Origin of the sequence: Trichocoleus sp. FACHB-591, assembly GCF_014695845.1 — a bacterium.
Lineage (GTDB): Bacteria > Cyanobacteriota > Cyanobacteriia > FACHB-46 > FACHB-46 > Trichocoleus.
The window spans coordinates 1-12,599 of sequence record NZ_JACJPA010000111.1; the positions used below are offsets into that span (position 1 = coordinate 1).

The window sequence follows — 12,599 nt, forward strand, 5'->3', positions numbered from 1 at the left end:
TGCAGCGCCAAGATGAGCCCGCACCGGATGCACCCACCGCACCAGGCGCACCAGATTTGGTGCAAGAGTTAGAACGTTTATGGCATCTGCCTTCTAAGGGTGCTGACCCCGACTGCACCGGTGAAGACCGCACCCGCACCAACGCGGTGCCAGATCCCTTTGACCCCCTTGACCCCGAGATTAATCCCGCGCTTACGGAAGCGGTTCTGAAGAACTTCGATGTCTACAAATCTCAAACCAAAGTCATCGAAATGGTGTGGAATGTGGGCAAGTCAGGAACGAGTAATAAGTACCGAGCCGCGAAATGGAAACTGAGGCGAATTCTCAAGAAACACGATCGTCATCTTCCCGGAAAACAATGGGGTGAAGACCCCGATGACTACAAGAAATTCAACGAGATCGTTCAACCATGAATCATCTTTTATTACTGGAAACGGTTGGCGCGTTGGCTTGCCTGTGCGGAGCACGTATCGCCCTCGTGCTGACTCCGTTAAAGAGTTAGGAGAAGTATTTTCTCACAAGAGCCGTTCCAGCAGATGTCCTAGAGAAGGAAGATCTTTGGTCCTGATCTCCCCATGATGTCGAGGCTGACCTCGGAATAGGCATGGGGGAAACGATCGCACATTCCAGCCATTTGTCTTCAAAGAATCTCCGGGTTGCGCTCTTGGAAGCCCTAAGAAACGTTTTTGGCCTTCTGGTGATAACTTAGCTTTCTGACCATTCCCATCCACCTTCCTAGGGGACGGTGCAGTTAGAGTAACTCCGCACCGAGCGCACTGCATCTGGTGCGGGGGTTAGAACGCTTATGGCACCACTCTTTTAAGAGTGCGGTTTCCACCGCACCGGTGCAAGCCGCACCCGCACCCACACGGTGCCGGGAGCGGGTGCCCCCCCGACCCCGATGTCTACCCCTTGCTCACAGAAGCGGTCCAGTAATTTTGATGTCTACCCATTCCAAGCCACTGAAATTGTCTGAAGTGTGGGTAAGTCCAGGACAAGCCATCCGTACGGAGCAGCAAAGTGGATCTTTGCCATTCAGGCGATTACAACTTACCGGGAAAACAGTGTGGGAAGACCCAGATGGGACTTTGGGCAAACGAGGATGTAAAACAGTCTAAAGTAGCTGACATACCTCAGGGGGTAACAAGGAAGCTGGAACGACTACTGGAGGCGGGAAGCAGCGTATAAGCCTTGCTGAAGATAGGGTTGCTTATTGCCCAAAAAACGGACGAAAAAGTCCGCTTAATCTCTAATTTTTTCTCTGAGCGTTCTTCTTTCTCAGCTTTTAGTGACGGCTGAGTCGATTTTTCTGAGTCAAAATCCAGTTCTAAGATAGGGATTCTTTCATCAACTGAGGCTGAGGCTGTCTAATAATGTCTTCACTCAGTTCCACACTGATGGCTGAGATATCATTCAGGTCTTTCATCTCATTACACATAACCTCACCTTTTCACTGGTTCACTCTTCAATCTGGATATCAAAGTTTTTCACCTCAATACCTATCGATGATTCTTCCACCTCCACATCAAAACGTCGTTGCCAACTCCTTAAGGCTAGAGGGAACCCCAACGGTTGGAATGCAATCTCGTGAGTCTTCGTCTTGTAGTCCCAGTTCGTCTCTTCCTCAACAGGTAGATGAGCTTCTTTGATTCTTTTAGTAATCTGGAAAGCTTTCTCGCCTTGTCCGGCTGCGACATACTGACGAGCGATCGCCACTAACACCTTTGCGGTCTCCTCACCATCCGGCATCAAGTTGGTAATTTCCAGGGCTGAGTCATCCTGTTGAGCATTAATGTAATGGTTAGCGATAATTGCTAACAACGGAGCTTTCTCCTGCTCCTGTTCAAGCATCCCTATAGCTTCAATCGCTCTGTTAATTTGTTCATCCTGAATTAAACTCTCAACAATCCTTCTCCACATATAAGTTTTTTGTTCGACATCGAACTGGAGACTGGCAATTTGAATGGCTTTCTCGTATTGTTTTGCTTCTATCCAGTGGTGAGCAATTGAAGACAATAGGTAATATTTTTGTCGAGTATCGCCCATCAGTTCGGCAATCTAAAGCGCTTTGTCGCTTTGTTCTACGCTTAGAAAGCCACAGGCGATATCATGCAACACGCCCTCTTTTTCGGCAGTCTCTTCAACCCATGAAACTAGCTCAAAGGCTTGTTCGGGTTGCCCGACGTTCACGCACTGCCGCGCGATTTGACCTAACGCCTCAACTTTAAACTCAGGCTCTTCTATCGTTTTGGCAATTTGAATCGCTCGTTCATGTAACCCAGAGTACGCTAAATTCTTAACCAAATCAGCCAACACAGAGGAACAGGAAGAATGGACTATACAGCCGCTTCTCTCATACACAGGGGGGAAAGTCCTGGCAGCCTGAATCGCTTTGGTTAACAATTCAGTTGCTTTATCTATCTGTCCATTTTTTTCATACTTGATCGCAAGTATAGTGAGATTCTCGGCTTTATAGTACTCATTGTTTTTTTGTTCGATGAGCTTACTCGCTTCGTCATACTGCTTAGTCTTTAGATATTGGTAAATTATCAAATCCAATGCCTGATCCCTATGCTCTAAAGTGGTGGCAGCTTCCCGGGCTTTTTCATACTGCTCTGATTTAATATAATATCGAGTCACAGACTCTACCCAAGGTTTGTTAGAAACATCTCTATAATCTTTTGCCAATTGAATGGCTTTATCGTATTCTCCAGCTTCTATATACTTGTTAGCAATTGCTGCTAAAATCTTGTCCTTGTCGTACCTTATATTTTTGACAATCTCCAGCGCTAAATCGTAGCGTTTGACTTCCACATAACGAAGGCCGATTTCAACCGTTATCTTGTCTTTGTGATAAGATTCATTGCCCATCTTTTGGATCACTTCCAAAGCTCGGTCATACTCTCCTGCTTCAAGGTACTGGTGGGCAATCTCTGATAAAGCCTCAGACTTAGAAAATTCATGTTCTAGGTTTTCGACGAACTCAAGAGCTTGAGGATAATTTCCGATTTTGGCATACTGACGGGCAATGGATGCTAAAGCGCCATTTCGACGCGAGTCATTTTTTATTCTTTGGGCGGCTTGCATCGCTTGCTCATACTGCCTTTGTACGGCTAACTCGTTCGCAATAATGGATAACGCATCAGATTTTTTTAAATTTAAATCAGACCGGATCAGGTGGGTCATTTGAAGAGCGTTTGTTAACTCACCCTGTTGTGCATACTTAATCGCAACCGCAGCTAGCACCTCGACTTGAGAATGTTCTTGCCTGATGGTTTTGGCAATTTGAAGGGCTTGAGTATACTGTCCTCGTTCAATATACAAACTCGCAACTTTAGCCATTTTGCTTCCACTGAGATAGTGAGCTTGTATTGCCAAAGCTATCTGTAAAGCTTGCTCATATTGTCCTAACTCTAAAGACTTGGAAACGAGTGACCCCAAAAGCCGATCTCTTTTCTGCTCATCTTCTAAGGTTTGGGCTCCCACTCCATAAAAATATAGAGGAATGCTATCCAGTAATGATTTATCGGGTGTCGGTGGATCGTTGACAGACTGAAAAGCCTTGGGCTCAAGCGCGTTTGCAGTTTCATCTTTCTCGAACGTTGCCACCTGCTTCGTTAAAGCATAAAACAGCGATCGTTGATGGGGGTCGCTCGGTGCATATTCAGCAGCGACGGCAACTTCACGCGCTAAGGAAACTTCTCGAGATGAGAAAAACTCCTGCTGGAGTACCAGAGAACATAGTGCCTCTCGTACCTCAACCCCTTGGATTTGTCTGGCTGCGTTTGCCATGACCTCTACAGTTTCAGGCAAGGCACTCGCTTCGACATGAATGTGGGTGAAGGGTTGATGCCACTTTTTTGAGATCCAAGCATTCAAATCGCGACCCACGATTTCCAACGCTTTGCCGTAGCTCGCCATTGCCTCTTCATAGCGACCTAAGTTAAATAAAGTATCGCCCCGCCGACTCCAGGTGGAAGGGTCATCGCGTTGTAGTTCTAAAAGTTTGTCGAAGCTAAGCACTGCCTCTTCATCGCAGCGTAACTGCAACAAACATTCAATCAGGCTGTTCCAATGTTTGGGTAAAGTGGCAGGGATTTTAAGGATTTTGTCGCGAACCAGGTTTGCGGCTTCGCTGCCGTCTAAGCCCCGCAGGCTACTAACCAAGCGTATCCAAGCACCCTCATGATTAGGTTCGGACTCCAAAACTTGTTCCCACCACTCCAGCACTTGCTCAGAGCGGTTTAAGCGCTCTAAAACAATGGATAAATTGTTTTGGGCACCAGTATAGTCAGGGTTGATCGCTAAAGCTCGCTCGTAGTTCGGCACTGCTTCTTCATTGCGATCGCTAAAGAAAAACACATTGCCCCGATTGAACCAAGCCTCCACATAGTCTGGATTGAGCTCTAAAGCTTTGTCGAAGCTGGCGATCGCCTCTTCATCGCGACTAGTGCCACGCAGGGCAATGCCTCGACGACACCAAGCTAACTCGTTGTTCGGATTGAGTTCCAAAGATTTGTCTAAACTAGCAACCGCTTCCTCATAGCGCTTTAAGCAATAGAGGGTATGCCCACGCAGCCACCAACCATCATAGTCATTGGGGTTACATGCTAGCGCTTGGTCAGCGATAGCCAGAGCCTCATCGTAGCGAGCTAAATTACACAGCGCCAAAGCTTGGCCACACCAAACTTGGCAGGCCTTGCGGCTGTCCGCCATCGCTGGGTCACAGCGAACCCGTGCTTCCTCGTAGCTAGCCAAGGCTTCCTCACAGCGGCCTAAGTTATTCAGCGCCAAGCCTCGGTTAGTCCAAGCGTCGTAGAAGTCAGCTTGGATGGCTACGGCTTGATCATAGGAAGCGATCGCCTCTTGATAACGGCCTAAGTGATTCAGTACCATCCCCCGGCTAGTCCAGGCTGAGGGGTCGTTGGGTGAGATTTCTAGAGCTTTGTCAAAGCTGAAAAGCTCTGCTTCACCTTGTTTCAAGAAAAACAGTGCAGACCCCCGATTGTGCCAAGCCTTAAAATAGTCTGGTTTCAACTCCAAGGCTTTGTCGTGGCTTGCCACTGCCTCCTCGTAGCGTTTTAATCGAAGTAGGGTATTGCCTCGGTTGAACCAGGCGACTGGGTCATCGGGTTCGAGTTCCAAAGCTTTGTCGTAGCTTGCGATCGCTTTTTCCCAACGGTTTAAGTCATCCAACACCAAGCCCCGCTTGTGCCAAGCTAAGGGGTGGTCGGGTTTGATCTCCAGAACTTTGTTGTAGCTCGCGAGCGCTTCTTCCAGACGTCCCAGCCGTTTCAGTGTTTGCCCTAAGTCGAACCAAGCTTGGTCGCAGTCGGGTTTGATCTCCAGAACTTTATTGTAGCTGGCGAGCGCTTCTTCCCAGCGTTCCAACATAAACAGCGCCTTGCCTCGGTTGAACCAAGCCAAATGATCCTCAGGTTTGATCTCCAGAACTTTGTTGTAGCTGGCGAGCGCTTCTTCCCAGCGTTCCAATTTAAACAGCACAGTAGCCCGGTTAGTCCAAGCTTTGTGGAAGTCGGGTTTGATTTCTATGGCTTTGTTATAGCTGTTGAGCGCGTTTTTATAGCAGCCTGAGGCGAACAATTCATTGCCCTGACTCCACCAAGCGTCAGCCTCGTCATCGGTCCTTCCCGACTGTTGAGACTCTAGCTTTTGCAACTTCTCTGGCTCCATTAATGCCTATCTCCCGATGTCCAACTGTAATGGGATGAATTGTCGCTCTGCTTTTCTAATTTCTTGGAACGACGCTGACTGTGTTCGTTCTTCCCTTAGCCAATTATGCAGCGCTTCCATCGGGTGTCAGGGTCATAGGCATCTGGGAGCTGCTGACCCACTGGCTTGACTCAGTGAATGACTGTGGTGGGGTGCGCCCCTTGACGCGCTCGATGCCTCTAAAGCCCATACCATTGCGATACAAAGCACTCACGCTGGGTGTCTTCGCTGTAGCCTCCGTGAAGTTCCTAGCAGTCAATGAACTATCGCCCCCAAGGGACACAGATGGAATTCTGTTTGCCTTTTTTCTGACCATTTTTACGGACGTGAGTGGACTGGCATTCTGGGCATTGCAGCGAATACAATCTCAATTCATCCCTCTATTGTGCAACGCTCAAAAATCGTGCTTTGGTTCTTGTGACCTAGGTGCTAGCAGATGGGACATTACAGCGATGCAACACAGATGAAAGCTCTTAGGCAAAAGATTGAGGGGATGTCCCAGAGATTGCCAGAGGCATGGAAGGTGCGCGATCGCACCCCACAAAAAACCTCCCGCTTGGGGAGGCAGCGGCGGCTGAAAGGCAGCGGCTTAACTGGCTACTTTGTCCTTAAAGAGTTTTCCCGCAGAGAAGGCGGGAACCTTTGTGGCTGGAATGGTCATCGCTTCCCCCGTTTTGGGGTTGCGACCTTCGCGAGCTTGGCGCTCTCTGGCTTCAAAGCTCCCGAATCCGACTAATGTGACTTTGTCACCCGCCGCCACAGTGGCTTGAATCACGTCAAACGCAGCCGTGAGCGCGGCTTCAGCTTGCTTCTTGGTCACGTTGGCTTTTTCCGCCACGGCATCTACGAGTTCACCTTTGTTCATAGAAATGACTAGAAATCTCTAGAGGGCTCGGTGTGATTATAGTTCAGGTTTCTCGGGAGCGATCGCAGCCTTCCCAGCGAATCAGCATATTGCCAGCGATCGCCATCAAGTTGAATGAGCTCGCCTTACCACCCAGATTTGCTCTTAACCTGCAATCCTTGTAGAAATTTACCTAATGCGGGTGACCCGAACGGAGTTTTAATGTCGGAGCGGGAGGGCGATCGCTAGGATCAAATTGATGGGTCACCGTTCCCCACCCTGCACTGATTTCTAAGCGATGCCTCAGCCCTGCGAACTTTGCCAGCGAGAGATGTCTGCCCTTACCGCACACCACCTGATTCCTCGTCAAAAGACGAAACGCCAGGGTCTCGACCCCAGCCCCACCATTCAAATCTGCTCCGCTTGTCACCGTCAAATCCATACGCTCTACGACAACTCCCATCTGGCACTCCACCTGAATACGCTGGAGAAGCTGAAGCAAGACCCACAGCTACAAAAATTCCTTGCCTGGGTTCACAAGCAAGACCCGAATCAGCGAGTGAAAATGGATCGCAAGCGTTGACCCCTGTCTGAAGCCGTTAAAATTAGTTCCAGATTGGCAATCTGTCGCGGGTGAACTGGAGCGGTGATTTTCACGGTTTCAGTTCACCCCACCGCTCCCGGAAAGCTGTTCGATCGCCTGGGTGGAGCGATCGAACAGAAGAAACTGATTTTCACAATTCTTCTGAACGGCCCTATGATGTTGTCCTCTACGGTGCCAGTGGCTTTGTCGGTCAGCAGACGCTATAGTACTTTGCCACTCATATGTCTCTTCCAAGGGGAAGAGATGTTAGTGGAGCGGTCACAAATTCTGGTCGTTTGTGGGTCAGCGGCAAAAAAACAGAGACGGCGAGTGGATTGGGACCCAAAAGATTGGATTGATGTGCAGGAGTCGCGATCGCGACAGGGCTGAACTAAGCAGCCAGCAGTCCTAGAATAAACTTGTGAAGGATTCCATTTGTACTTTCGTACTACCCGCAACACTCCCAACCTCGCTGCTGGGGGTTTTTTAATTCACACAAACTGCGTCAAGAGTGCGTCAGAAGTGCGTCAAAAATCAATCGTAGAAGTCGATGGAGCCGAATTAATGGCTCCTAAGCACTAGAAGTGCGTCAAGAGCGCGTCAGAAGTGCGTCAAAGTTGAGCTGCGACGAAAGTTGCCGCAATGGATATGAGGTAGATCTACTCAGTGTCGTGCTCACGCGACAGCCACGCGACAGGGATGCTGCAGTCACGCGACCGTCACGCGACGAGAGGCGTTAGGTATGGCGCAAAAACAGATTGTTGCGGTCGCGTGTGGGGGAGCGATCGCCGAGCGAGGTGTGGCAGCGGCACAATATCCACAAATTGTGTCAGGAGGTGACAGAAGGTGCCAAAGGGTGCCCGATGTGATGGATTGTGGCTCTTGGTTCCTCTTTCAGCGTGACAAGCTGTGTCAGGGCGTGACATTGGGTGTCAATGGGTGATGTCTTGTGCCAACGTGGGATCGTGCGAAAGGACGATGCACATTGCCGCTAGTCCTGCCTCAACTTTTTATTAGAGTTTCTAAACTGGTGAGTTTCTTGAGGTTTTTGAGGAAGTTCAAGGGGCGATCGCAGTGGTTTAAGCACGCTCTCTCATGCCCTCAGCCCATCTAGAGAATTGGTCCGATCTGGTCTTAGTGGACAACCAGCGTCATTGCCCGATCGGACAAACTCTCAAGGTTGCAGCGCCCTGAAGCAAGCGAAGGCGGCAGCAGGGCTAGACACTCAGAGGGGCGATCACCTGAGTTTAGTTCCTAGGACAAACTTCTAGGATCTGCTGAACGGCAGCCTAAGAGAGGGCGATCGCTCCATTACCCAGCTCTTTGGTAGACAAGGCCATCCTTATGAGGTGGATGTAATGTGAGAGTCAGGTTTTGATTAGCCTAAGAGAGGGGCGCTCGATACGGATATTATTTACAACCTGCTCCGCTACTCTGAATACTATTGAAGCGCCTGCAAGCTACGATACCTAGATATCTCCTGACTGATTTGAATGGTACATTTGTACTGTTTGTTACTAATTTAGGTCAAATATATCCGTCTAAATCCGCTCTGCTAGCCTATCAGAGTTTTTGGGAACCTTAATTTAATCTGGAGTCGTTGGTAATAAGCTGAAAAAGCTTCGAAACTCTTTTAGAGTAAATTGATGCTTTTTAGGCAAAAGGCCGGAATCTTTCCTATGGAGAGAAGGATTTCAGTGGCTATTGGCCAACCGCTCTAGTGAACTTCTAGTAGTTGAGGGATGAGATAGCGATGCAACCACTCTCCGAAGAGCAACTCCGCCATCAATATGACAAGCTGACTGATTTCGTGGAAAATGGGGCAGTCTGTCTGCATTGGGTGGGACCGGATGGGACGATTCTGTGGGCCAACAAATCGGAATTGCACTCCTTAGGCTACTCTCCCGAAGACTATGTGGGCCAACATATCGCTCAGTTCCATGCGGATGACGAGGTCATTAACGATATTCTCTGTCGCTTGACAGCTAATGAAACCCTCCATAACTACGAAGCCAGAATGGTCTGCAAGGACGGATCGATTAAGTACGTCCTGATTGATTCGAGCGTCTATCGCGATGAGAACGGTCAGTTCATTCACACCCGCTGCTTCACTAGAGATAACACCGCTCGTAAGCTGGCAGAAGAAGCGTTAAACCAAAAAACTCAACAGCTAGAACAAACGCTACAAGCTCTGCAACAAACCCAGTCGCAACTCGAACAAACCAATAAGGACTTGGAAGCCCGAGTTGAAGAGCGCACGATCGAGCTCCAACAAGCCAAAGAACTGGCCGATAGCGCCAACAAAGCGAAGAGTGAATTCCTCGCCAACATGAGCCACGAACTCCGTACCCCACTCAACGGAATTTTAGGCTACGCGCAGATTCTACTGCGCGATAAAGCGGCTAATCCGAAGCAAAAGGATGGGGTCAGTATCATTCACCAGTGTGGCTCTCATCTGCTCACCTTGATTAACGACATCTTAGACCTCTCCAAAATTGAAGCGCGCAAGCTAGAGTTTTTCTCCAAGAATTTCCACGTTGACTCCTTCCTCACTAGCATTGTGGAAATGTGCCGTATCAAAGCTGAGCAAAAGGAAATTCGTTTTACCTACGAAGTCCTGAACCGTTTACCCAAGGCTGTGTTTGCCGATGACAAGCGACTGCGCCAAGTCTTGATTAACCTGTTGGGCAACGCGATTAAATTCACGGACCAAGGGGGTGTGACGTTCAAGGTCGGGGTGGTGGCAGAGTCGCCTCAGAGCGATCGCCAGCCATCTGCCACTACCCGCCACTCATCCTCCGTCAAGATTCGCTTTCAAGTGGAAGACACAGGGGTTGGCATGACCTCAGAGCAAGTTGAGAAGATCTTCATGCCGTTTGAACAAGTCGGGGACCAAGAACGGATGGCAGAAGGCACTGGCTTGGGGCTCGCCATCAGCTTGCAAATCGTGCAAATGATGGGCAGCGAAATTAAGGTTGAAAGTATGCCGGGTCAAGGCAGCAAGTTTTGGTTTGATGTCGAACTCACTGAATCGGACGAGTGGGTAGAGTCGAACAATGGGAACACAGCGAGCTTGGTCGTAGGCTATGAGGGTGAGAAGCGTAAAGTCCTGATTGTTGATGACCGGTGGGAAAATCGCTCTCTGATTGTCAACCTACTGGAGCCTTTAGGATTTGAACTCATGGAGGCGGTAAATGGTCAAGAGGGCTATGACAAAGCTTTAGAGCGGCAACCCGACCTAGTTCTCACTGATTTGGTCATGCCGGTGCTAGGGGGACTGGAGATGACCCAAAAGCTGCGATCGCTCCCTGAGTTTCAAACCACGGCCATTATTGCCTCTTCTGCGAGTGTCTTCAACTTCGATCGCCAGCAAAGTCAGCAAGCAGGCTGCAATGATTTTCTGCCGAAACCCGTGCAATCCGATGAATTGCTCGAACAGTTCCGCCAGCATCTCGGTCTCACCTGGCTCTATGAGATTAATCATCAGCAGGCCCAACCCTTAGCCACCGCTTCCGCTGTTTGTGAACTCATTGCCCCTCCCGTTGCGGAACTTGAAGCGCTATATGCAGCGGCGCGCATCGGTGACATCGACAGTGTCGAGCAGGAAGCTCAACGACTGGCGCAACTCAACGTGCAGTATCAGCCCTTTGCCCAGCAATTGCTTCAGTTTGCACAGGCAATGGATGACGAAGCAATCTTGAAGTTTGTGAAGCAACAGGTTGAACCAGTTACGTAGGTCCCGCTATGAGCACTCATCAAACGAGTTTAATTCTGATTGTGGATGACAATCCAAACAATACCAAGGTGTTGTTTGAGTTGCTCAAAGAGTCAGGGTATCGAGTGTTAGTGGCGAAGAGTGGGGAAAGTGCCCTGGAGAGATTGAAATCGGTCTCTCCAGACCTGGTCTTGCTGGATGTGATGATGCCAGGAATCGATGGGTTTGAAACCTGCCGTCGCCTCAAAGCTGCGCCAACCACGCAAGAGATTCCGGTCATCTTTATGACGGCGCTAGCTGACACTGTAGACAAGGTCAAGGGCTTAACCCTCGGAGCCGTCGATTACATTACCAAACCTTTTCAACAGGAGGAAGTGCTGGCCCGAGTCAGCATCCACCTCAAGCTCTATCACCTCAACCAAGATTTGGAGAAGCGGGTGGCGCAAAGGACCGCTGCATTATCCAATGCCCTAACCCAATTGCAACAATCGCAGATGCTGTTGGTGCAAAGTGAAAAGATGTCTGCACTCGGTCAGCTGGTGGCAGGAATCGCCCACGAAATCAATAACCCGATTAATTTTGTGCATGGCAATGTCACTCATCTCGATCGATACATCCAAGATGTCCTGAGTTTGCTTCAGGTGTATCAGCAACACTATCCCCATCCTGTCTCAGCAGTGCAAGCAGAAGCAGAAAGCATTGACCTCGATTTTCTTTTGTCTGACCTGCCGAAAACCTTATCCTCGATGAAACTAGGAACGGGCAGAATTCTGGAGATTGTGCAAGGCTTACGGAACTTTTCTCGCTTGGACGAGGCTGAACTCAAAGTTGTAGATATTCACGCAGGGATTGAGAGTACGCTGCTGATTCTGCAACATCGCCTGAAAGCAAAGCCAGAACATGGAGGGATTCAGCTGATCAAGGAGTATGGGGTTCTACCCGAAATTGAGTGTTACCCAGGCCAATTGAACCAGGTGTTCATGAACTTAATTGCCAATGCCATGGATGCCTTGGAGGAATCGATGCTGAGTTGTTGGTTGCCCAGAGGTAATAGCCAAGCCCTCGATAGGGCTACCATTTGGATTCGCACAGAAATGTTAGATCAACATCACGTCTGTATCCGGATTGCGGACAACGGAGTGGGGATCAAGGAGGAATTCAAGACCAAGCTGTTTGAGCCTTTCTTTACGACCAAGCCCATTGGTAAAGGGACGGGTTTGGGGTTACCCATTAGCTATCAAATTGTGGTTGAAAAACATGGGGGTCAACTGGAGTGTATCTCTGAACTCGGGCAAGGCACCGAGTTTGTCATTACGATGCCAATTCGGGTAGCACTAACGTTGTAATTCAGTCTTTTAAGGTATCTGTTGTGAACTACAAGATTGCTTCAAACTGCAAGTAGCAATTTGAACTAAAAACTCCATTGAGACGCTGTTTGAAAAGCTTGAAGATTTAGCAAATTCAGTTAGGACTCTCGTAAGAATAAATTGTTTAGAGGAAAGACTAGGATGACTATCCTATAAAAAGCTCTTCCAGAAAAATTGCTCTAGTTAATTTTACACGCTGCCTTAACCCTTTAGCTTGATTCAGTTGACTCAGATCTTGCACCTCGTAATCTGAACCTCCCACCCCTGCTGCTGTAACAGCATGCGCTTTTGCTCAACTTCCTGAAGCAACAGGGCAACAACCACCTCGCCTAGGCAGGCTCCGAGCACGGTTGTCGC

9 protein-coding genes and 1 pseudogene are annotated in these 12,599 nt (G+C 49.0%); 6 read left to right on the forward strand and 4 right to left on the reverse strand.

The genetic code is table 11. The annotated features are described in order from the left end of the window. On the forward strand, positions 1–413 hold a 413-nt coding region (locus H6F90_RS24805), incomplete at its 5' end, for a hypothetical protein (protein WP_190554750.1). Positions 414–1,458: 1,045 nt separating this feature from the next. Here H6F90_RS24805 and H6F90_RS24810 read toward each other — a convergent pair. The 4 genes and pseudogenes from H6F90_RS24810 to H6F90_RS24820 form a co-directional block, all read right to left on the reverse strand. After that, positions 1,459–2,046, reverse strand: a complete 588-nt coding sequence (locus H6F90_RS24810) for a hypothetical protein (RefSeq protein ID WP_190554751.1) — start codon at positions 2,044–2,046, stop codon at positions 1,459–1,461. A 12-nt stretch (positions 2,047–2,058) separates the two neighbouring features. Next, complete coding sequence (locus tag H6F90_RS24815; protein ID WP_190554752.1) at positions 2,059–5,694, reverse strand: tetratricopeptide repeat protein; 3,636 nt, start codon at positions 5,692–5,694, stop codon at positions 2,059–2,061. A gap of 173 nt (positions 5,695–5,867) precedes the next feature. Next, positions 5,868–6,089 (reverse strand): annotated as a pseudogene (locus H6F90_RS30880) (IS1 family transposase); the annotation flags it as partial. 233 nt (positions 6,090–6,322) lie between these two features. Next, positions 6,323–6,598 (reverse strand): HU family DNA-binding protein, encoded by a 276-nt coding sequence (locus H6F90_RS24820; RefSeq protein WP_190554753.1) that lies wholly within the window; start codon positions 6,596–6,598, stop codon positions 6,323–6,325. A 277-nt stretch (positions 6,599–6,875) separates the two neighbouring features. On the opposite strand from H6F90_RS24820, the gene H6F90_RS24825 reads away from it, so the two are divergent. The 5 genes from H6F90_RS24825 to H6F90_RS24845 all read left to right on the forward strand — a co-directional run bounded on the left by H6F90_RS24825 (position 6,876) and on the right by H6F90_RS24845 (position 12,221). Beyond that, the gene (locus H6F90_RS24825; RefSeq protein ID WP_190554754.1) at positions 6,876–7,160 is read left to right on the forward strand and encodes an HNH endonuclease; all 285 of its coding nucleotides are present in this window, start codon (positions 6,876–6,878) and stop codon (positions 7,158–7,160) included. 63 nt (positions 7,161–7,223) lie between these two features. Further along, positions 7,224–7,550, forward strand: coding sequence for a hypothetical protein (locus H6F90_RS24830; RefSeq protein WP_190437289.1), 327 nt, complete (start codon positions 7,224–7,226; stop codon positions 7,548–7,550). 352 nt (positions 7,551–7,902) lie between these two features. Further along, complete coding sequence (locus tag H6F90_RS24835; protein ID WP_190554755.1) at positions 7,903–8,103, forward strand: hypothetical protein; 201 nt, start codon at positions 7,903–7,905, stop codon at positions 8,101–8,103. Positions 8,104–8,913: 810 nt separating this feature from the next. Further along, complete coding sequence (locus H6F90_RS24840; RefSeq protein WP_199296157.1) at positions 8,914–10,896, forward strand: PAS domain-containing hybrid sensor histidine kinase/response regulator; 1,983 nt, start codon at positions 8,914–8,916, stop codon at positions 10,894–10,896. 8 nt (positions 10,897–10,904) lie between these two features. Next, complete coding sequence (locus tag H6F90_RS24845; RefSeq protein ID WP_190554756.1) at positions 10,905–12,221, forward strand: sensor histidine kinase; 1,317 nt, start codon at positions 10,905–10,907, stop codon at positions 12,219–12,221. Positions 12,222–12,599 lie beyond the last annotated feature (378 nt).

Excerpts from the sequence above, each read along its gene's own strand:
- H6F90_RS24810 (WP_190554751.1), bottom strand. The coding sequence starts at position 2,046 with ATGGGCGATACTCGACAAAAATATTACCTATTGTCTTCAATTGCTCAC.
- H6F90_RS24815 (WP_190554752.1), bottom strand. The coding sequence starts at position 5,694 with ATGGAGCCAGAGAAGTTGCAAAAGCTAGAGTCTCAACAGTCGGGAAGG.
- H6F90_RS24820 (WP_190554753.1), bottom strand. The coding sequence starts at position 6,598 with ATGAACAAAGGTGAACTCGTAGATGCCGTGGCGGAAAAAGCCAACGTG.
- H6F90_RS24825 (WP_190554754.1), top strand. The coding sequence starts at position 6,876 with ATGCCTCAGCCCTGCGAACTTTGCCAGCGAGAGATGTCTGCCCTTACC.
- H6F90_RS24835 (WP_190554755.1), top strand. The coding sequence starts at position 7,903 with ATGGCGCAAAAACAGATTGTTGCGGTCGCGTGTGGGGGAGCGATCGCC.
- H6F90_RS24840 (WP_199296157.1), top strand. The coding sequence starts at position 8,914 with ATGCAACCACTCTCCGAAGAGCAACTCCGCCATCAATATGACAAGCTG.
- H6F90_RS24845 (WP_190554756.1), top strand. The coding sequence starts at position 10,905 with ATGAGCACTCATCAAACGAGTTTAATTCTGATTGTGGATGACAATCCA.